Origin of the sequence: Pseudoclavibacter sp. Z016 (assembly GCF_002931215.1) — a bacterium.
Classification (GTDB): Bacteria; Actinomycetota; Actinomycetes; order Actinomycetales; family Microbacteriaceae; genus Pseudoclavibacter.
Genome location: NZ_PSTU01000011.1, coordinates 812,758 through 838,708, shown reverse-complemented (window position 1 = coordinate 838,708; position 25,951 = coordinate 812,758). Strand labels below are relative to the sequence as shown.

Here is a 25,951-nt window from a genome sequence, read left to right as displayed (position 1 = left end):
AGGCGACCTAGGATGAATCCGCCTATGAATCACTTCATGTCTCGTCTCCCTCTTGCCCAGCAGCAGACCGATCGCGACCACGAGCGCCGCAGCGAACCCGGTCTCGTGCAGTCGCTCTTCGCCGACGGCGCCACCCGTGTGCTCGTCCTGAACGGCGGCAAGGCGCTCATGCGGTCGGCGGGTGACGGCCCCAAGCTCGAGCTGCTGTCCGCGACCAGCGAGCGCGCGACGCTCCTCGCGCCGGTTGTCGCCGACGCCGTGTACCTGGGCAGGACTCTCGCCGACGACGAAGACCTGCCGCGCGGCACCTCGGTCGTCTCGGTCAGCGTCGACGACGCACTCGCGGCGGCGATCGAACCGGATGCCCGACTGTGGGCCGGGCTCATGGAGACCGCCGCTCATCTCGGGGCGGTGCACTGCGGACTGTTCACCGAGGCTCTCGCCATCACGAACTGGCACGACTCGCACGCCTTCTCGCCACGCACGGGCTCGGCTACGAGCGCCGGCCTCGCCGGCTGGGTGAGGCAGGCCGAGGGCGAGAAGCACGTGAGCTTCCCCCGCACGGATGCCGCCATCATCGCCGCGGTGCTCGATCGTGACGATCGGATCCTGCTCGGCGCGAACGTGAGGTGGAACCCACGCCGCTTCTCCCTCCTGGCGGGCTTCGTCGAACCGGGGGAGTCGTTCGAGGCCGCGGTCGCGCGGGAGATCTACGAGGAGGCACGGGCGCACGTCGTCGAGCCGAGGTACTTGGGCTCGCAGCCCTGGCCGTTCCCCGCGAGCATCATGGTCGGCTTCACGGCGAAGCTCCACCCGGACCAGGATCCGGCCACCGTCGAGCCCGACAACGACGAGATCGTCGAGCTGGGGTGGTTCACCCGGGACGAGGTCAGGGCCATCGAAGATCGCCTGCCCGGTCCCACCTCCATCGCCCGCGCGATCATCGACGCCTGGCTCAGTGGTCACCTCGACTGACGCGGACAGCCTCGCGCAGTCGTCGACGGCGGATGTGAGCCTGCTGGCGTCGCTCAACGATGCCCAGCGGGAGGCGGCGCTCGCTCTTGTCGGCCCCGTCTGCATCCTGGCAGGTGCCGGGACGGGCAAGACGCGGACGATCACGCACCGCATCGCGTACGGCATCCGCGCCGGGGTGTACGACCCTTCGCGGGTGCTCGCCCTGACCTTCACGGCGAAGGCGGCGGGGGAGCTGCGTGGGCGACTCCGAGATCTGGGAGCATCCGGCGTTGCGGCACGCACCTTCCACGCGGCGGCGCTCAGCCAGCTCGGCTTCTTCTGGCCGCACACGGTCGGCGGCCCCGCCCCGGCCATCGTCAAGGGCAAGGGCAGGCTCATCGCCGAGTCCGCGGAGCGCATCGGTCTGCGGCTCGATCCTGCCGGCGTGCGCGACATGGCGACCGAGATCGAGTGGCGCAAGGTGCGTGAGCTGTCCCTCGAGGAGTACGCCATCCAGCTGCGGTCGTCGCGATCGCTGCCGAAGGGGGTCAGCGACGACGCTGCTCTCGGCCTGCTGCAGGCCTACGAGGACATCAAGGACGAGCGTCGCCAGATGGACTTCGAGGATGTGCTGCTGGCCACCGTCGGCATGCTCGAGCTCGAACCGTGGGTCACGCAGCGTGTGCGCGAGCAGTACCGGTTCTTCGTCGTGGACGAGTACCAGGACGTCTCGCCGCTGCAGCAGCGGCTGCTGCAGCTGTGGCTGGGTGCGCGTCGTGAGCTGTGCGTCGTCGGCGACGCGGCCCAGACGATCTACTCGTTCGCCGGCGCCTCGAGTTCCTTCCTGACGGGGTTCCCTGAGCGGTATCCGGATGCGCGGGTCGTGCGCCTCGAGGACAACTACCGCTCCTCGTCCGCCATCATCGGCGTCGCGAACGAGGTCGCCAGGCATGTGCCGTACGCGCTCACGCTCGAGCCCGCGGCCGAGACGCCCAGGCGCGAGCCCCTGCCCGAGGTGCTGCAGTTCCACGACGACGACGACGAGGCTCGCGGTGTCGTCCACCGGATCGGCGAGGATCTGCGAGGCGGCATCCCCATCGAGAGCATCGCCGTGCTGTACCGGACGAACGTGCAGGCCGCCGCCATCGAGCGTGCTCTCCAGGACTCGGGCATCGCCTACTCGGCCATCGGCCAGCGGCGCTTCTTCGACCAGCCCGAGGTGCGCCAGGCGCTCAGCGCCCTACGTGCCGCCGTCATGCAGGAGACCACGGGGCCGTTGTTCCAGGCAGTGAGCGACGTGCTCCGCGATCTTGGCTGGACCCACGAGCCTCCCGCCGATTCCGGCGCCCTGCGCGACCGCTGGAACTCCTGGGATGCGCTGCTCCGCCTCGCCGACGCCCAGCCGCACGGCACGAAGCTCGCCGAGTTCTCGGCGGAGCTGCAGCAGCGCGCGAAGATGCAGTACGAGCCGGAGCTGCGAGCGGTGACCCTCTCGAGCATCCACGCCGCGAAGGGCCTCGAATGGGACAGCGTGACCATCGTCGGCGTCAGCGAGGGGCTGCTGCCGATCTGGTACGCGGAGACGCAGGATGAGCTCGACGAGGAGCGCAGGCTCCTGTACGTCGCCGTCACGCGCGCGCGGAAGCGTCTGCGTCTGACGCACGCGCAGTACGGCGGTCGGCGCGACGCGGAGCGGCCGGCTTCTCGCTTCCTGGCAGAGCTAGGCACCCGCATTCGTCGTGGAACGAACGGGGCGTTCGGCGGACCTCGCCGGTGAGCGAGTCGATCGTCAGGACCTCCGGACTGCAATAGCGCGAGGCGGTTCCGTCGCGAAGCCACGACGACACCGCGTCGACGACCAGGCTGCGAACGACCTCCCTCGTGAGGCGCGGGAGCTGGGCGCGCGTCGTGAGCGCGAGCTGGGTGGCGATGGCAGCCCAGGCGCGATCGGTGTCCAGTCGGTTCAGGTCCTCGCAGCGTTGGCAGGGGGTGCGGCCGGGCACGACGAATGGACCGATGCTCGCGTCGAGGTCGCCCGCGACGACGGCGAGGTGCGGCACATCCCAGGCCATGAGCGGCGTGTACCGCCGAGGCGGGAGGACGTAGTCTCCGCAGTCGACGACGAGGCCGATCTCTGCGGGTCTCGGGGGCTGGTAATCGCCGCGCGCGCTTCGCACCGTGCAGCCGAGCGCCGCGACGTGCCCGGCGAGGTCGTCGCCGGCGATCGTGCCGCGTACGAGGATGACGGGTGGTCGCGCCTTGCCGCGAGGTGCGGCTGCCCCGGACCTCCGGCGCGGCGAGACGGGTACCGGTTCGAGGAGCGCCCGCACGAGCCCGAGCAACGCCTCGATCTCGTCGCCGTTCAGTCCGAGTCGTGCGCCCCGCTCATGGAACTGCGCGAGCGTGCCGCCGCTCCGCAGCGACTCGATGAGCCGCTCGATGGCCGCGCTCGGGTTGCGGATGACCGCACGAGCGTTCACGCCGCCCAGTTGCAGCTCGGTGGGGGAGCGCCACACGAGGGGCACGCCAGGTGGCAATCGCAGTTCCATGCAGAGATCCTGCTGGAACGCTCGAAGCCCCGCAGGAGTTCTCCACAGCCCACGTCGGACGAGGCCGAGCCCGAGCCAGGACCGCAGCCATGACCGGTGGCTGCGGTCTGCCGGAGGCGCGAGATCAGCTCGTTGGCGTGTCGCCACCCTCCGGTGCGTCGCCGAACGCCGAGGGGTCGTCGAGGAACTTCGTCAGCGCCTCGTCGTACTCGTCGGCGGGGAGCTCGCCGAATCCGAGCCTCGTGACGAGTGCCTCGGGGTGGTCGATGTCCTCGCTCGTCGGGAGAGCGTCGAAGTGGGCCCAGAGCTCGTCACGGGCGGCCGCTCCGTGCGCTTCCGAGACTGCGCGCCACATGGCGGCAGCCTCGCGGAGGCGGCGTGGACGGAGCTCGAGCCCGACCAGCGAGGCGAAGGCGCGCTCGGCGGGGCCGCCGACGGCGCGACGGCGCCGCACGGTCTCCGCGAGTGCGACCGACTTCGGCAATCTCGCTGTCGCGTCTTCCGTGACGACGTCGACCCAGCCCTCGATGAGGGCGAGCATGGTCTCGAGGCGGGCGAGTGCCGCCTCCTGCTGCTCCGTGCGGGGCGGGATGAAGGCGCCCTCGGAGAGCGCAGCCCTGATCCCGTCCGGGTCGCTCGGGTCGAGCGTCTGCGCGAGCTCCTCCATACGGGAGACGTCGATGCTCACCCCTCTCGCGAACTCCGTGATCGAGGAGATGAGGTGCAGGCGCAGCCACTTGGCGTGCTGGAAGAGCCTCGCGTGGGCTGTCTCGCGGACGGCGAGGTAGAGCTCGATCTGCTCGCGGTCGACGTCGAGACCCTCGGCGAAGTCGTCGATGTTCTGCGGCAGGAGCGAGGGACGGCTGTGGTCGAGCACCGGCACGCCGATGTCGCCTCCGGCGACGACCTCCTCAGCGAGGTTGCCGACGACCTGGCCGAGCTGCACGGCGAACATCGCGCCGCCGATGCCGCGCATCATCGAGGACGACTGGCCGAGCAGCTGCGCCATCTCGGGCGGGGTCTGCTCGGTGAGCACGTTCATGAGGGCGTCGGCGATGCTCGTCGCGACGGGCTCGGAGAGCGAGGTCCAGAACTGGATGGAGCCGGTGATCCACTCGAGTCGGGTGAGCGTCGCTGGCGACTCGCTGAGCTCCCCGAGCTGGGTCGCCTCGCTGAGCCACAGCTGCGCGACGCGGAAGGCCTGGTCGAATCGGGCTGCCTCCTCGGAGCTGATCTCGCGGTTCTTGGGCTGCGCGACCCGACGGGCCTGGTCGCGTGCGACCTGCCAGTCCAGTCCGTTGCCCGGGTTCGCGACGGCCGCCTGCAGCTGCGCCAGCAGCGCCTGCACCGCGGCAGGGTCGTTCGGGAGCCCAGCGACTCCCGCCAGCTTGGCGGGGTCGAAGCCTCCCTGCCCGCTCAGCAGCTCGCGGAGCAGCTTGCGCAGCTCGTCTTCGGATCCGTCGTCGGGAATCGGTCCCTGTGCATCACTCATTCCGCACCTCCCAGCGCTTGGATCTACGCTAGCTCGTGGCCCCTCCAAGGAAGGGTCGCCGTGACTGCGTATGCGCCGAGTGCCTTGCGCCACGGGCGAACAATAGCCGCAGGACATCGAAACGAGCGCAGTGACCTTCTTCTCCGAACCCTCCTCAGAGGGGGATGCCCGAGTTCGCGAGCAGTCAGAGGCGTTTGCCAGGGCGCACGAGGCGAACCGCCGCCGCAGCGAGGAGGGCTCGAGGCGGGCGCGCGTCGGACTCGTCTTCCTCTCCATCGGGATGCTCCTGCTCGTCGCCCTCGGCTTCAGTCCGGCGCCGTACGTCGTGCGCTCTCCCGGCCCCGTCTTCGACGCGCTCGGCACGGTGCAGGCCTCGCAGGAGGACACGACGCAGGTCGAGGTCATCACGATCGGCGGGGCCGACACGTTCGAGCCGTCTGACGGGCAGCTCGACGTCATGACCGTGAACGTCGGGGGCCGGCCGGAGAACCTGCCCAACTGGTTCGAGGTCTTCATCGCTCTTGTCACGCCATCCAACGACGTCCTCCCCGTCGAGGCGTACTACGCCGACGCGGAGACCGGCGAGCAGCGCGATGCGCAGAACGCCGCGCTCATGCAGGGTTCTGAGGCCGATGCGATCGCCGCAGCGCTCATCAACGAGGGGTACGACGTCGGAACTGCGCTGGCGGTCGTCTCGGTCGGGGAGGACGGGGCTGCGGCGGGCATGCTCGAGCCCGGGGACATCGTCAAATCCGTCAGTGGGATCCCGGTCGACTCGACGGAGGGCCTGCCAGCGGCCGTGGCCGAGGCATCCGGGGGCGACCTCGACAGTCTCGGACCGGTCGACGTCGTCGTGGATCGGGCCGGCGAGAGCAAGACGTTCTCGATCACGCCACGCCCGGGACTCGTCGAGGGGGAGGAGCGGCCGCTGCTCGGAGTCACGGTCGCCACCCAGCACGAGTTCCCGATCGATGTCGACATCGAACTCGGCAACGTCGGCGGACCGAGCGCGGGGCTCATCTTCGCGCTCGCCGTGTCCGACAAGCTCGTCGACGGCGACCTCACACAGGGCCTGCACATCGCGGGCACCGGCACGATGTCGCCCGATGGCACGGTCGGCAGCATCGGCGGCATCACGCAGAAGCTCTACGCCGCCGTGGAGGTCGGCGCCGACCTCTTCCTCGCGCCAGCGGACAACTGCAAGGACGTCCTGGACGGGGGCATCCCCGGTGACATCCCGGTCTACGCCGTGTCCTCGCTGAACGAGGCGGAGCAGGTCATCCAGACGGTTGGGGACGGCGGAGACACCGGCGCGCTGCGCACCTGCGAATCGGTTCTCGGCTCATGACCCACGCCAGTCTCAGTTTTGCCAGGCAGTTGCCAGATAAACTCCTCTAGTTCCCCTTTCTCGGAAAACAAACGGCCCCTCCAGGCAATGACAGGTACGACGTGACAAGCACTGCAGCTCAACAGCCCCAGAGTCCGAAACCCGCCAGCCGACGTCGGATGGGACCGCTCACGATCACACTGCTGATCGTCGTGGCGCTCCTCGTCGTCTTCTTCTGGTTCGCTGGCCGATACGCGGACGTGCTCTGGTACGACCAGCTCGGCGTCCTCGAGGTCCTCCTCACCGAGTGGGGTGCCGGGGCGATCATGTTCGCCATCGGACTCGTCGGCATGGGCGTTCCCCTCTACGCCAACCTGCAGATCGCCTACCGTGCGCGTCCGGTCTACGCCAAGCTCAACGAGCAGCTCGACCGCTACCAGCAGGTCATCGAGCCGATCCGTCGCGGTGCGATGATCTTCGTCCCCGCTATCTTCGGCCTCTTCGCCGGCGTCGCGCTCATCGCCTCCTGGCAGACCGTGCTGATGTGGATGAACTCCACTCCGTTCGGCGAGACCGACCCGGTCTTCAACCTGGACGTCTCGTTCTACATCTTCCAGCTGCCGTTCTTCCGAGGCGTCGTCGCGTTCGTGAGCGCCGTCGTGCTCCTCTCGCTGATCCTGACCGCGGCAACGCTGTACCTGTACGGCGGAATCCGCGTGACCGGTCGCGAGGTCGTCATCTCCAAGAGCGCCCGCACGCACATCGCGATCCTCGCGGGTCTCTACATGCTCGTGCAGGCGGTCAGCTTCTGGCTCGACCGATACGCCGCGCTCAACACGCTCTCCGGTCGCTGGACGGGTGTGCTCTACACCGAGGCGAACGCGACCATCCCCGGTCAGGGCATCCTGGCCGGAGCCGCGATCGTCGTGGCCGTCCTCTTCTTCATCGCCGCGGCCATCGGTCGCTGGCGTCTGCCGCTCGTCGGCACGGCCCTGCTCGTCATCGTCGGCCTCGTGGTCGGCATGGTCTACCCGTGGATCGTCCAGCAGTTCCAGGTCGGACCGAGCGAGCAGGCACTCGAGACCCCGTACATCCAGAACAACATCGATGCGACCCGAAGCGCCTATGGGCTCGATCAGATCGAGGAGATCAACTACGCCGCAGAGACGACGGTCAGCCAGGGGCAGCTCCGGAACGACGCCGACACCACGGCGAATATCCGCATCCTCGACCCATCGCTCGTCTCGCCGACCTTCGCGCAGTTCGAGCAGGAGCGTGCGTACTACCAGTTCCCTGACCGCCTCCACGTCGACCGCTACGAGATCGACGGCCAGGTTCAGGACGCCGTCGGCTCCGTCCGCGACATCAACATCGCCGGTCTTGGCGCTGACGCGCAGTCCTGGGTCAACAACACCATCGTCTACACGCACGGCTACGGCCTCGTGACGGCGTACGGCAACCAGCGTGGACCCGACGGTCAGCCCCTCTTCATCGAGGGCGGCATGCCCAGCGAAGGCGCACTCGGCGATTTCGAGCCGCGCGTGTACTTCGGGCAGTCCTCGCCCGAGTACTCCATCGTCGGCGCCCCGGAAGGCTCCCAGCCCGCCGAGTTCGACCACGTCTCCGGTGCCGACGGCGCAACGCAGACGTACAACACGTTCACCGGCGAAGGCGGCCCCGACCTCGGGAACTTCTTCAACCGCCTCGTCTACGCGATCAAGTTCCAGTCCGAGCAGATCCTGCTCTCCGAGTACGTCAACGACGAGTCGCAGATCCTCTACGACCGCGACCCTGCCGAGCGCGTGCAGGCCGCTGCCCCGTACCTGACGATCGATTCCGACCCGTACCCCTCGGTCGTGGACGGACGCCTCACCTGGATCGTGGACGGCTACACGACGAGCAACAAGTACCCGTACTCGGAGCTGGCTGGTCTCCAGAACCTGCTCGAGGACGCGGATACGCCAGCGTCGTCGCTGCCACCAGAGGTCATCAACTACATGCGCAACTCGGTGAAGGCGACCGTGGACGCGTACGACGGAAGCGTCACGCTCTACGCGTTCGACGAGACCGACCCGATCCTGCAGACCTGGCAGAAGGTCTTCCCGTCGACGCTCAAGAACGTGTCGGAGATGTCGGGTGAGCTGCTGAGCCACATCCGGTACCCCACGGACATGTTCAAGGTGCAGCGCGAGATGTTCGCCAGGTACCACGTGACCGACGCGAGCACGTTCTACAACCAGACGAACGCCTGGCAGCTGCCGCAGAACCCCACCGGGGGAGAAGCGTCACAGCCTCCGTACTACCTGACGATGCAGCTCCCGGGTCAGGAGTCGGCGTTCTCGATCTACTCCACCTACATCCCGTTGACAAACGCGAACGCGCAGTCGAGGAACGTGCTGAGGGGGTATCTCGCCGCCAACTCCAACGCGGGATCCACGGACGGAACCGTCGCGGATACGTACGGGAAGATAACTCTGCTGCGAGTCGAGAACGACAACGTCAATGGCCCTGGCCAGGTGCAGAACATCTTCAACTCGAACGAGACGGTCGCCAACCAGCTGAACCTGCTTGAGCGAGGCGGTCAGACGCAGGTGCTGCGAGGAAACCTCCTCACGGTGCCGGTCGGCGAAGGGTTCCTGTACGTGCAGCCTGTCTACGTCGAGTCGACCGGTGAGACCAGCTACCCGCTGCTGAGGCGCGTGCTCGTCGCATTCGGCGACAAGATCGCGTTCCAGCCGACGCTCGACGAGGCGCTCGATGAGCTCTTCGGCGGCGACGCCGGTGCTGATGCAGGTGACGGCGGCGTCGAGGTTACCGACGACCTGCCTGTCGACTCGGTCCCTGACGACACGACCGCGACGCCTGCACCGACCGCGACGACTCCGCCCTCGGGCGGCGGCACGGGAACTCCTCAGGAGCAGCTCTCGACCGCGCTGGCGGACGCTGAGAAGGCCCTCGAGGATCGGACGGCCGCGTACGCGAACAACGACCTCGTTGCGGCCGCCGAGGCCGACCAGCGGCTCACCGAGGCGCTGAACCGTGCCCGTGACGCGGACAGCCAGGTGTCCGGCACGTCGGTGACACCGAGCGATTCCCCGGAGCCGACGCCGACCACGTAGGCGCCGAGCTGTACACGCCGACGGGCGTCACCCTTTCGAGGGTGGCGCCCGTCGGCGTCTGCGTGCCCGGACGTCCGCGCCTGCGCACGCTCCCGCTCCCGCGTGCTGGTGCTCCCGCGTGCTCACGTGCCCGCGTGCTCACGTGCCTGCGTGCCCGCGTGCCCGCGTGCCCGCGTGCCCGCGTGCCCGCGTGCCTGCGTGCCTGCGTGCCCGCGCTCCCCGGCGTCCCGAGGCTGAAGTTGTGGGCAAGAGCTGTTCAGGAGTCCCCTGACGACCTCAGGCCACAACTCTCTGCCCGGTGGTGGGGCAGACGACGCGGGCCGGCGGCGTTGGGTTGGGATGTGGGGTTGGGCTGCGTCGCGAGCGCGTGGTCTTCGCTCGGGGCGCGACGCGCCCGGGATGCGTCTCATGGCGGACTCCGCAGCGGGAATTCGCGCGAAACCGAGGAGATTTGGCCCTGATGCGGGCCCGCGGAGGAGCCTGCGGCAGGTGCCTCATGCCCCCGACACGCCGGCTTTTCCGGGGAAGTGGGGGTCTGAGTTGCACGACGCTAGGACCGCTGGTAATGTTTTCTCTTGTGCCGCGGGGTGGAGCAGTTCGGTAGCTCGCCGGGCTCATAACCCGGAGGTCGTAGGTTCAAATCCTGCCCCCGCAACCAGATCCGCACAAGTTGGGATTGCTCGAAAGAGCAAGATGTAACTGCGGCACAAGGCCCGCTTCCTTTCGAGGAAGCGGGCCTTTCGCATTCCCCGCCACCGCGCGAAGAGGCGTCCACTGAGGCTTATAGGACAAAACGTGTGGATGAGCTCGCGCGTGTAGAGGAACCATTCCGCGGCGCGTTTCATGTGGGCCTCGCTCATCCCGCGGTGGTTGCGCAACGTGGTGCGGATGCCGTTGTTGATGCCGCCCTCGAGCGGGCTCGTGGTGCGCGCGTTCCCGTGGGACACGAACGTGAACAGATGCCCGTTGCCGGAGAGGCGGCTCAGCAGCAGCCACGCTTTGCGGAGTCGGTCGTGGGTCCACCATTTGCTCCACCCGTCGGCGGAGCGTTGCTTCGTGAGTTGCCCGTGCTGCTGCCACCAGGCCTGCAAGCCCAGCTGCCAAGCGACGGCGGTGTCCGCGTCGACGACCCGGGAGAGCGCTCTGGAGAGCTTCAGCAAGTCGCGGCCGGCATGGGTTCTCGGGCGCAGCGTGAGGTGACGACGGACATTCATCTGCACGTGAAAGATGCAGCGCTGGATCTTCGTGTCCGGCCAGCCGACGCGAACCGCCGACGCGAACCCGGCCCCGCCGTCGCAGACCACCACCAGAGGAGCGGGGATCCGCGTCAAGAGCGCCGTCCAAGCGGCCGCCGACTCGCGGGCGCACCACTGCCATGCCAGCACCTGCAAGTCCTCGGTGACCGCGATCAGCGGACACCACGAACCGACATAAATTCCATCAACGAGCACCACCTGATGCGTCGTCTCGACCGGGCCGAGTGTTGGCTCGATCTCCCAGCACCACGCGGTCCGGCGTCGCAGTTGCCGGGCGGCGCTCGGCCCGCCGAGCTCGTTTTGGGAGTGCTTCCCGAGCAGCCACTGCAGGAACTCCCGAAGCTCGTTGCGGCGAGCGAGGTCAGCGCGCTTTCTGACCTATGACGACCCGCAGTTCAAGCACCGCCACCGCTGCGTCCCCGCGGGAGTCTTCCCGTTCTTCACGAGCCGTTGCCCGCATACCAAACAAGTCGTCGAGTTGGCGTCGTTTCCCACGACTAAGGGTCTCGGACTAAGACCACCCCTCGACACGCCTGCAACGGCGGGCCTAGATGAAGATCCCATACACACGTTCTGTCCTATAACCCGCATGTCGGGGGTTCTTCTTTTCTTGTCCCCGCTCAGATATCCACCAAGAACCCCTCCCGAGTCACAGCATGCCGCGGCGTCTCGGGAGGGGTTCTTTTCGTGTGCGAAGTGCAGAAATGTCAGGTCCTAGCCGATGCTCGCGCCACCCCACAAGAACGTCGCAGATTCGAGCTTCGTCACGTACGCACTGTGCGCGACTTTCATGAGGTCAGGGCCTTCCGGAACGGCAGCGACGATGCCGAGAGGTATGAGCCGACCATTCGCGGGGTCGTAGGCGGCCACAGGTCCTCCGCTATCCCCCTTGATGAAGTTCGCGGGCTGCGCCCAGAAGCGCTGGATCTGGCAGTACCACTCCGAGTCGTAGTACAAGCAGCCTGCTGATGGGATGCCCTGGTAGGAGATGGTGCCCTGGCCAGATTTCTGGCCAGAAACAAGCACCTGAGCACCAGTGGAGAGCGAACTGGCGGGATAAACGCCGTAAGCGGGAAGTGAGCTGCTGGTGTTTGTACCGCCGACCCAGACGCGCTGCGAGTACGAGCTGCCCTTGATCACCATCGCGTCGATCTTTGCCGACACAAGTGAACTCGTCGTCGTTCCCATGTAATAGCCGTTGTGCGTATACGTGCCGTGTGGGCAGTGGTCTGCTGTCACAGATCCCGTTTGGTTGATCCGGAACGCGTTCGAGCAGCCGCTGGTTCGGTTGTCTCCATTGAACGAGGGGTAGTCGTTGTACCGACCGGCTCCTTCGACGCCGAGGCCCTCGATATCGATGCGGACGAGTTTCCCAAACTGCGATGCGTGGCGGCCGATGATCTCGGCGTCGTCTTCGCCCGCCAGGATCTGCAGCTGCCCGGCAAGGGGATCGGGTATGAGGGCCACGTTGACCGTTTCGCCGCTCACAGAACGGACGTCGGTGAACGAATCTTGGATCGTGCAGACTTGGTTCATGCTGGGCGCAGCCTTGGCCTCCACACGAACAGGAACACCTTCGGCGCTCAATGTGTCGAGGGCTTCCTGGATCTTGGGATCACCCTTGGCAAGCACGGCGAGTGTGTTATCCGGAGACTCGGCCCAGCGCTCTGTCGCAACAACAACAACACCAGCGAAGCGCCCCTCGCCGTTAGGCTCCGTGTACAGATCCATGAAGTCATCTGGATGCGCACGGAGAGTTTGCGCACGCAACGTCAGGAACGCGGCGTCCTTCGCCTCGTACTCGTCGTAGGGGAGCGAGCTGTCCTTGTAGCCGATGCCGCCTGCCGGATAAACTCCCGAACGGAAAAGGCATTCCCCCTGCGTGTCCAGGCCCTCAACGAGTTTGAGATTCGTCGTGTCCATCGGCTCAATGTCGACGTTCTTCTCATCCGCTGCTTCTGATGGCGCGGCGCTTGCTGGCAACGATGGCAGCCCTGCGAGTAGCAACGTCGCTACCCCCGTGGCCGCCAAGATGCTCTTTGATACCCATGTTTTTCGATGAATAGCCAATGTCACCCCCCGGTCAACGAATCGAGTATCAGCCGCACGTGCGGCTGATACTCAGGAAGATATGGGCGTGAAAGCGGGCCCACAAGAGCAAAGTTGAGATCAGTCGTCAATCTGACCGATGAAGACAACTTCTTCTGGGCTGCAATTCTCCGGGAATCCGGGGACATCCCCTGGGATAAGGTCCGAACGATAGCCACCCCCGCCATTGATGAACTCTCCAGTCAAGAAGTCACGACCGTCGGAGAGGACAATGCCATCGCCCGCAGAGTTCAGCGTCGTTCCGTAGGGAAACTGTGCCACGTAGAATCCCGCGGGGGAGTCAGGAATGTCCAGACCCCAGCAACCGGCTGCGTCCTGGGCCAACGTGCCCGCTGCCTCAGCTGCTCCCATTGCTTCGAGTTTTTCCGGTGCTGTCCAGAGCAAGCTTGCATTATCTGCGTCACCCGGGGAAGTGGGTGCGGGTTGGTGCGCGGTCGGCGTCGCGGAGCACGCAGTGAGCACGACGAAAAGGAGTGCACCGCTGGAGATAGCAATAGTCTTTCGCATGGAATGTGTCTACCAGTCTTCGCGAAGATCCGATAGAGAACAGCGCATCGCGAAACGCCAACCGAGGAGCCTTGCTCTCCAAACTGTCGCGACAGATTCGTCTCAACACGCTGAAACGACACGCGTCGGTCCGGTATCGACATCAGAACGTGTTCGGCGTGGACGAGAACATGGTCAGCGCCTGTCGGGGGCGGCGCGCGTCGCTGTGCGCGCCGGACAAAAGGACCGCTGCGCAAGCACACCAACACCGAGGAGGGGTGCCCATGACGGGCACATCGGATGTCTTTGATCGAACGAAGCTACCGGTCGGAGGGTCGATGCTGGCTGTGCCTACTGCACCTAATGGGGCATCCGGGACACATGAGGCTGCGGCTCTCCCGGTCCGGATCGAGATCGGGCTCGCAGTCCTGGGTCGCGTGCACAGCGTGCCGCGCACGCACCACAGCGATGAGACTCAGCTCTTCATCAGCGCGGGATCTCGACGAGAATGGCTCCGCGCTGCTCGCATCGCAAAGACGCCTCAGCTGTGGCGTCGGGGATACCCCGCTGTCGGGGCTGTCATGGCTGCGATTCGCGAGGGCGGATCGCTGCTCGAGGAATACGCCGTCGTAGCGAGCTCGCGCCGGCTCCTCCGTGGTCTCGGTCGTGGCAAGCTGCAGCCGAACTGCAACTACAGATTGCTGCCGGGCGTGACGGCCACTGTCGAGGCCAGCAACGCTGACGGCAGCGCCAACCTCGTCAGCCTTCGGTTCCGATCCCACGCACGTGAGGTGCGCTGACTCAACTCGCGGAAGCTTGCCCCGACCTCGACGTGTGATGGAGAAGTCCACCGCGTCGGGGCTTCTCCTGTTCATCAACATGGCGATCGCAGGCCGCGTCAGGCTCAGAAAGAACCCGAGTGGCGCGTGAGGGCGAATTTGACCTCGCCGTTCCATCCTCGATAACGTCGAGAAGAGCAGCCACGGAAGCCAGGTGCCCGCAATGGTGCACGGCGCAACGATTGGAGCACGCCTATGATTCGGCGCTGGTTGCCTTATCTCCTGGTGGCGATTGTCTTTATCGTCAGCGTTATCTTCATCTTCGACCGGCTTGATCCACCATTTAATGTCCTGGTCTCAGTCTTCATTATTTTGCCGCTGGCAATCCTGGTGCGATATGTCACGCAACGACTGCGGCCCAGGGACGTGATCGAGGAAACAGAAGAGGTATAGACGTGCTGAAGACCACCACAAAGACTGCCCTCGCAAGTCTTGCCATCGCATCGGTGTCCATCTTCGGAGCGACAGCCGCATCAGCAAGTCCGCAAACGACGCAGCAAGCCCAGGTCCAGTCGACGAACACCATCCAGGGGGATGGATTCGAGATCGTGAACGAGTCGTCGACGTCAGCGCTCATCACCGTCCCAGACGGCTCCATCACGGAGTCGAACGGCGTCTTCACGCTCCAGACAGGCAGCGGCTTGCAAGCGCTTGCCAACGAAGTCACCACGGATGCCGGTACGTACGCCCTGACGATTGAGCGCGTGTCGGACAACCAGGTTCGCGTCATCACGCCAGAGCCTTCTGCGTCATCCGCCGAAAGCAGCAGTAGCCGCACCGACAATCCGCGCGCTGTCGAGGGTTGGGAAGGCAGCTGGGATCAGTGCGTCAGCAAGGCCATGACGACCGGCATCCTCTCAGGCGCTGTGGGAGGCATGATCGCGGCCGGACCTGCTGCCGCTGCAGCCGCTGCAGCCGCCGGCATGATCACCGCTGGTGCCGTCGCGGTGCTGGTCGATTGCTGGGGTAAGCCCTTCATCTCCGCGAGCTAGCTTCGCCCCGTGCCCCGAGCACACATACCCAGGAAAGCCCTCCCGGCGCAGTATCTCTGCTGCGCCGGGACGGCTTGTTTTCTCGCATGTTCTCGTCACAAGGTGCTCGCCGGCGGCGTATCTGCCGATTGCAGCGAACCATACGCAGCAACAAAACGGCTGCCCTTCGACGAGGCGACAGAACGCCTCCCGTTCGCTGCACCGAGCGGCGCGGGGGACTGGAGTGAGCTACCAACACAGCGGCTCGCGCACCCGGACGATGTACCGACGGAGCGACTCGACTTGTAGTTCATCTCGATCGTGGACGAAGCCTTCTCGGCGCAGATCACGTTGCTGCCCGGGAGGGCTCTCTTCTCTCGGATGTTCGGCAGAGCAACTCTCTCAGAGCATCACCCCGCCGCCGCAGGATTCTGCGTTGCAGCGCGCCGCGGTCGGGCTCGTCTAGCTGTCAGAATCAGCACATGACTGCGCCTGGTCCTCCTGAGCTCAACGCGAGCATGAACCCCCTGCACCGCGACGTGAGGATGGCGATCCTCGAGCGCATCTTGATGCTCGGCGATGAAGCAGAGACGGGGTATCTCGAAGTCAAGAGCGACGTCGACCTCAACAAGCCATTGGGCCGGGCGAAAGTAGCAGAGTTCCTGCTCGGTGCAGCGAACCGCGACCCGAAGTCGGCGTCACGCTTCTTCCACGGACATGCCGTCATGGTCATCGGCGCTCACTAGGGCAGCGCTCCGGGCATACCCAAGGGCATCGAAGACCAGGAGCTGCTGCGCTCGCTGCAACCGTATATCGGCGAGCACTTCCCCTTGCCTGAGATCTTCCGGTTGCCAGCTGGCGAGGATCCAACCCGCGAAGTACTCGTTGTCGTCGCGCTGCCTCCTGAGCCAGGGCAGACCATGTTTCCGTGTCACAAGGCGTTCCAGCCCAGCGACAAGCAGGACACGAAGCACAGCCTCGCGAACGGGGCGGTCTATGTCCGCACATCGACCGAGACACGAGTCGCTCAAAATGGGGGAGATCCAAGCGCTGGTGCTCCGTGCGCAGGCTGGCGGGCAGCCTGAACGGCCTCCGATCGATCTCGAGATCAAGATCGGGTCGATCAACCGCCCACTGAGCGTCGACCACGGGCTGAGCTTCGCCTACGGCCGTGAAGAGTCGAAGTTCATAGAGGCTGCTGAGCAGCGTGCCAATCAGCGCCGCAACGATCCGATGTCGACCATCCTGGGGTCAGTCCCGTTTCCAGGACAGGTAACGAAGTCTGACGCGGAGATGCGACGGCGCTCAAGATTCCGCTCCTCAATACCGAGCGGACCCACGTCTGGAGGACCACGCTGCACACGCTCTACAATGACGGCACCGTCCCGATCGCGGTCCTCGACGCCCAATTCGGGAACTCCGAAAAGGTGCGAGCAAGGCACTACACGGACCCGACGAACCCCTCGGACCTTCGGAATCGAACCCAAGAACTCCACGCTGAAGCAGGGATTTCCAAGCCCAAGAAGACGCACAAAAGTACGCAAAGGCTCCGAACCTTGTAGGTCCTGAGTGATCCCGCTACTGCCGCTCATTCAGTTCGAAACTGCAGGCTGACCTGGGATGAGTACCGGTAATGCTGGGCAACTCGGGTGCGGCGTCACATAGCCCGGAGGTCGTAGGTTCAAATCCTGCCCCCGCAACCAGATCCGCACAAGTTGGGATTGCTCGAAAGAGCAAAATGTAACTGCGGCACAAGGCCCGCTTCCTTTCGAGGAAGCGGGCCTTTCGCATTCCGCGCCACCGCGCGAGGAGGCGTCCAGTGATCGGCCCGGAATCCCGGTCTCTGTGGATCGATCTCTTCCCCCTCTCCCTGTCCCCGTCGACGCGGACGGTTCCCGGGCGTCATGGCCAGCCTCAGCGGGCTCGCGGACAGGTGCCGCTAGTGTCGGCCATTCGACGTGCGCCGATCGTTGGCGCTGGAGGAGAGCGGCGGTTCCAGGTGGCCAGATTCACGAGCCTCGAGCAGCGCATCGACGACGTCGCGGGGCGCCTCCTCGAGCGTGCCCCCGCACGCGGCCTCAGGGCCGGCCTCGTCGAGTTCCTGGTCTTCGGGCTCAAGCAGGCCTGGGCGTGCATCTTCGGGGCGCTCATGCTCGTCGTGATCATCGCCGCGAGACTCTGGTATCCGGACGATGCGCTGCTGGCACGCAACGATGCCCTCGTCATCGCCGCCGTCGCAATCCAGATCTTCATGGTCGTGGCCAGGCTCGAGACCGGCCGCGAGCTGCTGGTCATCCTCGCCTTCCACGTCGTCGGCACGGGAATGGAGCTGTTCAAGACGAGCGTCGGCTCGTGGAGCTACGCGTCTGGGGGAGTGCTGCACATCGGCCCCGTGCCGCTCTACACGGGCTTCATGTACGCGGCGGTCGGCTCGTACATGTGCCGCGTCTACCGGCTCTTCGACCTGCGGTTCTCCAGGTACCCGCGCATCTGGCTCACCGTGGTCGCGGCCGTGGCCATCTACGTGAACTTCTTCACGCACCACTACGCCTACGACTTCCGGTACGTGCTCCTGGTGTTCGTGGCCGTGCTGTGGGGCCGCACGTGGATGCACTTCCGCGTGTTCCGGAGGACGCTCCGGATGCCCTTGCTCGTGGCGTTCCTGCTCGTCGCCCTGTTCATCTGGTTCGCCGAGAACATCGGCACCTTCGTCGGTGCGTGGGTGTACCCGAATCAGGAGCACGGCTGGGAGCTCGTGTCGATCACGAAGCTCCTCTCGTGGTTCCTGCTCATGATCATCTCCGTGGTGATGGTCACGCTCGCGTACCCGCCGAGGCCGCCAGGCAGCGGAGAGGGCGCAGTTCCCGTGTCTCGTGAGGTTACGGGCTAGTCCCAGGCCTTGGCCGCGGGGATCCGCACGATGAAGGCGGCGCCGTCCTCGGACTCGGCGGCGATCTGTCCGCCGTGCGCCTCGACGATGGACTTCACGATCGCGAGTCCGAGGCCAGTGCTGCCGGACGCGCGGGTCCTGGCGGAGTCGCCGCGGGCGAACCGCGAGAAGAGATCCTCGCGGAGCGTCTGGGGGATGCCCGGCCCGTCGTCGCGAACGATGAGGACCGCCTCGCGCCCCGTCGCCGACGCGGCCGCGAGCTCGTAGCGCACGGAGACGTTGACGTGCGTGCCCTTCGGGGTGTGCAGGCTGGCGTTGGAGAGCAGGTTCACGACGATCTGGTGGAGGCGCTCCCAGTCGCCGAGCACCGAGACCTCGCTGGGCGGCACGGTCGCGCTCCAGTGGCGGTCGGCGTCGCTCGCCTGCGCGTCGCTGACGGCGTTGATGACGAGCTCGGACAGGTCGACCGTGTCGAACTGCAGGTCCTGTCCCTCGTCGAGGCGGGCGAGCAGGAGGAGGTCGTTGACCAGCGAGCTCATGCGAGTCGCCTCGGACTCGATGCGTGCGAGAGACCGCTCGGTGGTGTCGGGCAGCGACGCCGAATCCTGCCGGGTGAGCTCCGCGTACCCCTGGATCGCGGCGAGCGGCGTCCGCAGCTCGTGGCTCGCGTCCGTGACGAAGCGACGCATCCGCTGGTCCGCCGCGGTGCGCACGGCGAAGGCCTCGTCGACGTGCGCGAGGAGCTTGTCGAGGGCCTCGCTCACCTTGCCGACCTCGGTGCGAGGGTCGATGTCGTCGAGCTTCACGGCCCTGCGGAGGCCGACCTCGCCAGAGGCGAGGGGCATCTGCGCGACGTTCTCGGCGGCCGTGACCACGCGCGACAGGGGACGCATGGCGACTCGCATGACGAGCGCAACGAGGAGGACGATGAGGCCGATCCCGAGCGAGGAGAGCACGAGCGTGAGGACGGTCTGGTTGAAGGTCGCGTCACGGGCGGTGTCGAGGGAGACGGCGGAGATGAGGGCGTAGCTCGGGTCGCCGTCCCACTCGTGGATCATGACGCGGAAGTCGCCGGCGGCGTCATCGAGCTTGATCGTCTCGAGCAGCGAGTGCTGGGTCGCGAAGCCGGGCGACTGGACCAGTGCCGTGAGCTCGTTCTTGATGGTCTGGTCGCATTCGACCGCGGAGGTCTCGCTGAACGATGCGGAGTCGATGATCTCGCCGTCGTGGGCGAGGGCGATGATGGTGCCCGGCGCGTGGCCGACGAAGTTGATGAGGGGCTTGACCTTCGGCGCCGCCGAGTCGCCCATCTTCGAGGGGTGCGGATGCGTGCCCGGGACGTCGACGCGGTACTTGTCGACGGAGTTCTCCAGCACCGACATGGAGGCGGCGAGCTGCGTGTTGACGACGCTCGTGATGGCGGAGTTGAGGGTGACGACGTTCATGATGCCGATCGCGCTCATCACGAAGGCGACGACGAGGGTGACGCCGACGATGATGCGCGCGCGCAGCGTCCACGGCCTCATTCTGCTGGCCTGATGACGTAGCCGACGCCGCGCACCGTGTGGATCATGGGGGTGCGGCCGGCGTCGATCTTCTTGCGCAGGTAGGACACGTACAGGTCGACGATGCTCGCCTTGCCGGCGAAGTCGTAGTTCCAGACGCGGTCGAGGATCTGGGCTCTGCTGAGGACCCGCTTCGGGTTGCGCATGAAGTAGCGCAGCAGCTCGAACTCGGTGGTGGTGAGCGCGACGGGGTCGCTGCCGCGGCGCACCTCGTAGCTGCTCTCGTCGAGGAAGAGGTCGCCGACCCGCAGCTGGGAGGCGTCGTCGGCGACCGCCTCACCGGCGCGCTGGATGAGGCCGCGCAGTCTGGCGACGAGCTCCTCGAGGCTGAAGGGCTTCGTCATGTAGTCGTCGCCGCCGGCGGTGAGCCCGATGATGCGGTCGTCGATGGAGTCCTTCGCGGTGAGGAAGAGCACCGGTGTGGCGTGTCCCTGACCTCGGAGGTTCCTGAGAATGCTGAGGCCGTCGATGTCCGGGAGCATGATGTCGAGCACGACGACGTCCGGCCGCTCGGCGGTGAACTTCGCGAGCGCATCCCGGCCGTTGTTGGCGACGCCGACCTGCCACCCCTCGTAGGAGAGGGCGAGGCTGACGAGGTTCGTCAGGGTCTCTTCGTCGTCGACGAGCAGCACGCGGATGGGGGTGCCGTCTGGGCGGTGGAGTCGGGGGAGCTGCGCGAGGACCGCCCGACGGCGACCGGGCTCGATGATCGGGTCAGCGGCGGCGGAATCGGGCATTCCATCATCGTGTCATGGGAACGGCGTCGTGGCGGGGTGTTCGCTGCTCCTCATAGGAAGCTCAAATCTTCTCTCACGCGGGGCATGAGAGGAGTTCGTAACCTGCGACGCATGACACTCCAGCGAATCCAGCAGCCCGACCTCGGGAGCCGTGCGCCGGGCGTCAAGAAGGACCTGCAGGGTGGCCTCTTCCACCGTCCGCGTTTCCTCCGCGGCCCCCGCACCGAGCGTCCGTTCGACGCGCCCCAGCTGTTCACGGAGCGCCTGGTGCTCCGCCCCCACGACGTGCGTGACGCGGAGGCCTGGCACGAGATCGTGTCCGACGCCGAGGTCGTCCGCTACCTGCACTGGAAGCAGCGCGACCTGACGGAGGCGACCGAGCACCTGAGCCGCCGCACGACGCACACGCGTCTCTGGCAGACGGGCGACTTCATGGCCCTGGCCGTCGAGCACGACGGCAAGCTCATCGGGGACGTGTCGGTGCACCTGCGCGACGTCGAGCCCGAGCACCGCTCTGCGGAGCTCGGCTGGATCATGCACCCGGGATGCGCGGGACAGGGCTTCGCCACCGAGGCGGCGGATGCGCTGGTCGAGTACCTGCGCGACTATGTCGGCGTGAAGCGCGTGCTCGCGGTCATGGACCTGGAGAACGAGGCGTCCTACGCGCTCGCGAGGCGCCTCGGGCTGGCGGAGGTCTCCCGTTCGGACGACTCGAGGACCACGGCGCTCGACCTCGTCTGAGCGGTTCCCGCGGCACCGGACGCGGACATGAGCTGTGCGACCTCGAGGAGGTCCCACGCCATGTCGCCCGTCACGGAGATGCCCTTGGCGCCCGATCGGCGAGTCTTCCCCCGCGCCAGCATGTAGTGCGTGCGGAACACCCGGTTGCCTGCACGCTCCTGCGCGTCGTGGAAGAACACGATCTGCGAGAGTCCGGTGCTGTCGTCGAGGGAGACGAACACCGTGCGCCGTCCGCCACGCATGGGTGGGGTGTTCGTGGCACGCCGCACCCCCGCGATGAGCACGTCGGTGCCGCCTGGCAGGTCCATGAGCGAGCTCGCTGGAGTGACTCCGAGCTGACGGAAGAGCGGGAAGAAGCGCTCCATCTGGTGCCGGCTCACGCCGAGGCCGAGCTCCTGCAGCTCCAGGTCGGTCTGCGTCTTCCCGTGCAGGTCCATGGTGGTCACCCCGCGAAGCTCCGGGATGGGCAGGGGGAACGCGAACGCCTGCTGGTGCTCCGGTACTCGCGTCGGCGTGCTCGTGAGCGAGCGGATGAACGCGAGCAGCTCGTGCCGCCTGCGCGGCTCGTAGTCGATGAACACGTCGAGCGCCCCCACTCTGGCGAGGGAGTCGAGCGTGCTCCGGCGTGGTCGGACACGAGCGCGGAAGTCGGCGAGCGAGTCGAACGGCTGGTGCTCGGCGACCCTGTCGCGTTCCGCCGATGACATGCCGCGCACATCCGCGAGGGACATGCGAACCCCGTCGCGTCCATCCGGGAGCGGCTCGACCGTGTACTCGAGCCCTGAACGCTGCACGTCGATCGGGAGGAGCGGGATGCCCAGATGCCTCGCCTCGGCGATGATGAGGTCCTTGCCCCACATGCCGGGGTCGTGGGTGAGGAGGCCCGCCCAGAAGTGCGCGGCTCGATGGGTCTTGAGCCAGGCGCTCTGGAAGGTGGGCAGGGCGAACGCAGCGCCGTGGGCTTTCGCGAAGCCGAAGCTGCCGAAGCCGGCGAGCACCTTCCATGACCGATCGATGATCTCTGGCGGGAACCCACGCTCTGCGGCCCTGCCGCGCACGAGCTCCTCGATGCGCGGCACGAGCTCGGGCTTCGCGAGCCAGCGTCGGTACACGTCGGCGAGCTCGAGGCCGCACCCCGTGAGCTCGTCGAAGATGCGCATGACCTGCTCGTGGAAGACGACGACGCCTTTCGTCTCGAGCAGGATCGGCTTGAGCCTCGGATGGATGTAGTCGGGCATCACCTCCCCGTGGCGGGCCCTGAGGAAGTGGAGTGGCATGTTGTTCTGCATGGGGCCAGGGCGGAACAGGGAGATGTCGATGACGAGGTCGTTGAACACCTCTGGCTGCAGCTTGCCGACGAGCTCCATCTGCCCCGGGCTCTCGACCTGGAAGATGCCGAGGGTCTTCGTCGAGCGGATGGTCTCGTAGGTCGCCTCGTCGTCGAGGGGAAGCGCATCGAGGTCGAGTTCCTCACCGCGGGTGCGCTTCAGCTCCTTCACGGCGTGGGCCATGGCGCTTTGCATGCGCACCCCGAGGATGTCGAGCTTGATGAGCCCCATCGGGTCCATGTCGTGCTTGTCGAACTGGCTCATGGGCAGGCCGATCCCCGACATCTGCACGGGAGTGCGGTCGAGGAGCGAGACATCGGAGAGGATGACCCCGCACGGGTGCACGGAGATGTGCCTCGGCAGGGAGTCGAGCCGCTCCGTCGCCTCCACGAGCACCTCGAGCTGCCGTGAGCGACGCACCTCCTCCGCGAACTCGCGAAGCTCGGGCTTCTCGGCGAGGGCCTGCCTGAAGCGCTTCGCGGAGAAGCGCCACAGCTCCTTGGCGATGCGGTCGACTTCGCCGTCGGCGAGCCCGAGGGCGAGGCCCGCATCGCGGACTGCGCCCCTCGACCCGTAGGTGTTGACCATCGACATGAGGGTGACCCGCTGCCCGCCGAACTCGTCGAAGATGCGGTGGTAGACGCGGTGGCGCTCTGCGCTCTCCACATCGAGGTCGATGTCGGGGAGCGTGCGTCGCTCATCGGAGAGGAAGCGCTCCCAGATGAGCCCGAGGGAGACGGGCTCGACGTGGCTCGTGTACAGGAGGTAGTTGAGCAGCGATCCGACACCTGAACCCCTGGCCTGCACGCGGACCCCCATCTCCTTGATGAGCTCGACGACGTGCGAGACGGTGAGGAAGTAGGGGGCGAAGCCCAGCTTCCGCACCGTCCTGAGCTCGTGGGCGAGGCGGTCCTGCAGCTCCCGCTCGTGGGCGGCGGATGCACCCGGGTAGCGCGCGGGGATCGCGGCTTCCGCCTTCGCCCTGAGCACCTCGAATGGGTCGCCGTGGATGCCGAAGCGGCTGACCTCCGGCATGCGCGGGGTGCCGATACCCGCATCTCGCTCCGGGTCGATGACGCAGCTCTCGGCGAGCAGCCTCGTCTGGGCGAGGAGGTCATCGGCGGCCGAGGCTGCGTGCCCGCCGGCATCCGCCACCATGCGCGCGACCTGCCGCATGAGGTTCGCCGGCTTGAGCCAGGCCTGCGCCGTCGGCGCCAGCTCGATGTCGTCGAGCGCACGCCTCGCCCGCACGGCATCGGCGATGTCGACCGTCGCCGCCTCCTCGGGGGAGGCGTAGCGCACGGCGTTGGTGAGCACTGCCCGCAGCCCGGACTCTGTTGCGAGGCCCAGCATCCGCGTCGCGGCCGTGACCGACCCCGGGGTGCCAGGCTCGGCGAGATGGCAGACGATCTCGACGACGAGCGAGGCGCGCGGGAGCCCGTGCCGCCAAGCACGCAGACGCTCTCTGGCCAGACCCAGCTGGGCAGCTGAGGCTGCCGTGCCGACGTCGCTCGTCGGGCCGAGCAGGACGGTGAGTCTCGTCGCCCCCTCGTCGGTGCAGGCGAGCTCGGCCAGGCGGGCGAGGGGGATGCTCGGCTCGTGGATGCGCGTGGCGGCGCTCGCGGTGGTCTCGTGGGCGGCTGAGACGGCCCGGCAGAGCGCCGCGTACCCGGAGCCGCCGTCACCTCCGGCTGCGAGCACGACGACCCGGCCGAGGGGCTCGCCTCGCTCGTCGTGCACGGCGAGTTCGCTGCCGAGGACAGCCCGAAGGCTCGCGGTCCTGCATGCGAGGAGGTGCTTGACCGCGCCGGAGATGCCGTCGCGGTCGGTGAGCGCGAGCGTGTCGAGGTCTCGCTCGGCGGCGGCCTGGGCCAGCACCTCGGGAGGCGAGACCGCATAGTGCGCGCTGAAGCCCGACGAGACGTGCAGGTGCGGGAAGCTCATCGCGTCGTCACTCCCAGCTCAGTGCGAGTCGCCAGCCGCCTGGGGCGCGACAGAGGTCGTACAGGTGCTCCCCGTGCTGTTCGCGGGGGCTGTCGCGAACGGCGGTGACGCGCCACAGCTCCTGGTCGATGCGCGTGGGGGAGGAGTCTCCGTGCCACCACGGCGGGAGTCTGCGGAAGTAGGCCTGCGGCTGGCCGGTGACGGTGTAGAGGAAGCGCTGCCACACGAAGGAGGTCGGCTGCCCGTCGCCGCTGATGGCGACCTCGATGTTGTCGTCGATGACGGTCGGCATGGGCTCCTCCTTCGCTTCTTCGAATCTGTATTCGAACGTGCATCCAGCGTAAATCGCACCACCGACAGTGGCAACCGCAAGCCTCAGTCACAGGATGAAGGTGGGGGAGTTCAAGCTAGACAGATTCTAAATCTGTCTGATAGCTTTCGGGAAGAACGTCACCCTCAAGGACGAAGGACTATGACTCACACCCCAGACGCCACCCGTTCGGCAGACTCCATCCGTTCGATCGAGCTGTCCAAGCTCCGCCTCCCGCTGGCCACTCCGATCTCCGACGCGAAGGTCTTCACGGGGAGGCAGAAGCCCATGACGGAGGTCGTCTTCCTCATCGCCGAGATCCAGACAGCGCAGGGCTTCTCCGGCCACGGCTTCAGCTACTCGAAGCGCGCCGGCGGCGCCGCCCAGTACGCCCACGCCCGCGAGGTCGCCGAGGCCGCGCTCGGTGAGGACCCGAACGACATCCAGAAGCTGTACTCGAAGCTGCTCTGGGCCGGAGCATCCGTCGGCCGCTCCGGCGTCGCGACCCAGGCGCTCGCGGCACTCGATATCGCGCTCTACGACCTCAAGGCGAAGCGGGCCGGCCTGCCCCTCTCGAAGCTGCTCGGCGCGCACCGGGACTCGGTCCGGACGTACAACACGTCAGGCGGGTTCCTGAACGCGTCCCTCGACGAGGTCCGCGAGCGTGCGACGCAGTCGATCGCGGAGGGCATCGGCGGGATCAAGGTCAAGGTCGGGCTGCCGGACACCGCCGAGGACCTCCGCCGAGTCCGCGCCGTCCGCGAGCACATCGGCGCGAGCGTGCCGCTCATGGTCGACGCGAACCAGCAGTGGGACCGCGCGACCGCGCTGCGCATGGGGCGGCGCTTCGAGGAGCTCGACCTCGCGTGGATCGAGGAGCCACTCGACGCCTACGACGCCGAAGGGCACGCCGACCTCGCACGCGCGCTCGACACCCCGATCGCGACGGGGGAGATGCTCGCGTCGGTCGCCGAGCACCGGCAGCTCATCGCCGCGAGGGCCTGCGACATCATCCAGCCGGATGCGCCCCGCATCGGCGGGATCACGAACTTCCTGCGCCTCATGACCCTCGCCGACGAGGCGGGCCTCGACCTCGCCCCGCACTTCGCGATGGAGATCCACCTGCACCTCGCCGCGTGCTACCCGCGTGAGCCGTGGGTCGAGCACTTCGACTGGCTCGACCCCCTCTTCGAGGAGCGCCTCGAGACGCGCGACGGGCGGATGCTCGTCCCCGACCGCCCAGGGCTCGGCTTCACCTTCAGCGAGCAGGCCCGCGCCTGGACGACCGAGAGCGTCACGCTGACCGTCTGACCGCCTGACCGCCTGAGCGGACA

18 protein-coding genes, 1 tRNA gene and 1 pseudogene are annotated in these 25,951 nt (G+C 66.8%); 12 read left to right on the top strand and 8 right to left on the bottom strand.

What is annotated here, in order from left to right:
• Positions 1-36: 36 nt before the first annotated feature.
• Together nudC and C5B99_RS10020 are read left to right on the top strand one after the other, a co-directional pair.
• Complete coding sequence (nudC, locus tag C5B99_RS10025; RefSeq protein ID WP_258063137.1) at positions 37-975, top strand: NAD(+) diphosphatase; 939 nt, start codon at positions 37-39, stop codon at positions 973-975.
• Positions 959-2,731, top strand: coding sequence for an ATP-dependent helicase (locus C5B99_RS10020; RefSeq protein ID WP_258063136.1), 1,773 nt, complete (start codon positions 959-961; stop codon positions 2,729-2,731). The genes nudC and C5B99_RS10020 overlap by 17 nt, the downstream gene beginning before the upstream one ends.
• An 896-nt stretch (positions 2,732-3,627) precedes the next feature.
• Here C5B99_RS10020 and C5B99_RS10015 read toward each other — a convergent pair.
• On the bottom strand, positions 3,628-4,995 hold the full coding sequence (locus C5B99_RS10015; protein WP_104241583.1) for a zinc-dependent metalloprotease: 1,368 nt from the start codon (positions 4,993-4,995) through the stop codon (positions 3,628-3,630).
• 130 nt (positions 4,996-5,125) lie between these two features.
• Here C5B99_RS10015 and C5B99_RS10010 point away from each other — a divergent pair, with 130 nt between their 5' ends.
• The 3 genes from C5B99_RS10010 to C5B99_RS10000 all read left to right on the top strand — a co-directional run bounded on the left by C5B99_RS10010 (position 5,126) and on the right by C5B99_RS10000 (position 10,099).
• Complete coding sequence (locus C5B99_RS10010; protein ID WP_104241582.1) at positions 5,126-6,343, top strand: PDZ domain-containing protein; 1,218 nt, start codon at positions 5,126-5,128, stop codon at positions 6,341-6,343.
• Between the two features lie 158 nt (positions 6,344-6,501).
• Complete coding sequence (locus tag C5B99_RS10005; RefSeq protein WP_181057785.1) at positions 6,502-9,441, top strand: UPF0182 family protein; 2,940 nt, start codon at positions 6,502-6,504, stop codon at positions 9,439-9,441.
• A gap of 581 nt (positions 9,442-10,022) precedes the next feature.
• A tRNA-Met gene (locus C5B99_RS10000) sits at positions 10,023-10,099 on the top strand.
• Here the strand turns inward: C5B99_RS10000 and C5B99_RS19820 are convergent.
• The 3 genes and pseudogenes from C5B99_RS19820 to C5B99_RS09980 form a co-directional block, all read right to left on the bottom strand.
• Positions 10,056-11,060 (bottom strand): annotated as a pseudogene (locus C5B99_RS19820) (IS1249 family transposase); the annotation flags it as partial. The gene C5B99_RS10000 and the pseudogene C5B99_RS19820 sit on opposite strands and share 44 nt — an antisense overlap.
• A gap of 351 nt (positions 11,061-11,411) precedes the next feature.
• Positions 11,412-12,620: a hypothetical protein gene (locus C5B99_RS09985; protein ID WP_104241579.1), complete on the bottom strand. Its 1,209-nt coding sequence runs from the start codon at positions 12,618-12,620 to the stop codon at positions 11,412-11,414.
• 246 nt (positions 12,621-12,866) lie between these two features.
• Entirely contained in the window at positions 12,867-13,313 is a 447-nt protein-coding gene (locus tag C5B99_RS09980; protein WP_146081978.1) for a hypothetical protein, read from the bottom strand.
• 560 nt (positions 13,314-13,873) lie between these two features.
• On the opposite strand from C5B99_RS09980, the gene C5B99_RS19005 reads away from it, so the two are divergent.
• From C5B99_RS19005 to C5B99_RS09955, 5 genes are all read left to right on the top strand, one after another.
• Positions 13,874-14,092 carry a hypothetical protein gene (locus C5B99_RS19005; protein WP_146080981.1) on the top strand — a complete coding sequence of 73 codons (219 nt, stop codon included), beginning with the start codon at positions 13,874-13,876 and terminating at the stop codon, positions 14,090-14,092.
• 234 nt (positions 14,093-14,326) lie between these two features.
• Positions 14,327-14,524 carry a hypothetical protein gene (locus C5B99_RS09970; protein ID WP_104241576.1) on the top strand — a complete coding sequence of 66 codons (198 nt, stop codon included), beginning with the start codon at positions 14,327-14,329 and terminating at the stop codon, positions 14,522-14,524.
• Between the two features lie 2 nt (positions 14,525-14,526).
• Positions 14,527-15,123, top strand: a complete 597-nt coding sequence (locus C5B99_RS09965) for a hypothetical protein (RefSeq protein ID WP_104241575.1) — start codon at positions 14,527-14,529, stop codon at positions 15,121-15,123.
• A 461-nt stretch (positions 15,124-15,584) separates the two neighbouring features.
• Positions 15,585-15,848 (top strand): hypothetical protein, encoded by a 264-nt coding sequence (locus tag C5B99_RS09960; protein ID WP_104241574.1) that lies wholly within the window; start codon positions 15,585-15,587, stop codon positions 15,846-15,848.
• 1,253 nt (positions 15,849-17,101) lie between these two features.
• Positions 17,102-17,992 carry a DUF817 domain-containing protein gene (locus C5B99_RS09955; RefSeq protein WP_104241573.1) on the top strand — a complete coding sequence of 297 codons (891 nt, stop codon included), beginning with the start codon at positions 17,102-17,104 and terminating at the stop codon, positions 17,990-17,992.
• Here the strand turns inward: C5B99_RS09955 and C5B99_RS09950 are convergent.
• Together C5B99_RS09950 and C5B99_RS09945 are read right to left on the bottom strand one after the other, a co-directional pair.
• Complete coding sequence (locus C5B99_RS09950) at positions 17,989-19,518, bottom strand: cell wall metabolism sensor histidine kinase WalK (RefSeq protein ID WP_104241572.1); 1,530 nt, start codon at positions 19,516-19,518, stop codon at positions 17,989-17,991. The genes C5B99_RS09955 and C5B99_RS09950 overlap by 4 nt on opposite strands.
• Positions 19,515-20,294, bottom strand: a complete 780-nt coding sequence (locus tag C5B99_RS09945; RefSeq protein ID WP_104241571.1) for a response regulator transcription factor — start codon at positions 20,292-20,294, stop codon at positions 19,515-19,517. The genes C5B99_RS09950 and C5B99_RS09945 overlap by 4 nt, the downstream gene beginning before the upstream one ends.
• A gap of 111 nt (positions 20,295-20,405) precedes the next feature.
• Between C5B99_RS09945 and C5B99_RS09940 the strand changes: the two genes are divergently transcribed.
• Positions 20,406-21,035 carry a GNAT family N-acetyltransferase gene (locus C5B99_RS09940; protein ID WP_181062961.1) on the top strand — a complete coding sequence of 210 codons (630 nt, stop codon included), beginning with the start codon at positions 20,406-20,408 and terminating at the stop codon, positions 21,033-21,035.
• On the opposite strand, the gene dnaE is transcribed toward C5B99_RS09940, so the two are convergent.
• Together dnaE and C5B99_RS09930 are read right to left on the bottom strand one after the other, a co-directional pair.
• Positions 20,954-24,307 carry a DNA polymerase III subunit alpha gene (gene dnaE, locus C5B99_RS09935; protein WP_104241569.1) on the bottom strand — a complete coding sequence of 1,118 codons (3,354 nt, stop codon included), beginning with the start codon at positions 24,305-24,307 and terminating at the stop codon, positions 20,954-20,956. The genes C5B99_RS09940 and dnaE overlap by 82 nt on opposite strands.
• 7 nt (positions 24,308-24,314) lie before the next feature.
• Positions 24,315-24,599, bottom strand: coding sequence for a hypothetical protein (locus tag C5B99_RS09930; RefSeq protein ID WP_104241568.1), 285 nt, complete (start codon positions 24,597-24,599; stop codon positions 24,315-24,317).
• A gap of 180 nt (positions 24,600-24,779) precedes the next feature.
• Here C5B99_RS09930 and C5B99_RS09925 point away from each other — a divergent pair, with 180 nt between their 5' ends.
• On the top strand, positions 24,780-25,928 hold the full coding sequence (locus C5B99_RS09925; protein WP_104241567.1) for a mandelate racemase/muconate lactonizing enzyme family protein: 1,149 nt from the start codon (positions 24,780-24,782) through the stop codon (positions 25,926-25,928).
• Positions 25,929-25,951: the final 23 nt, after the last annotated feature.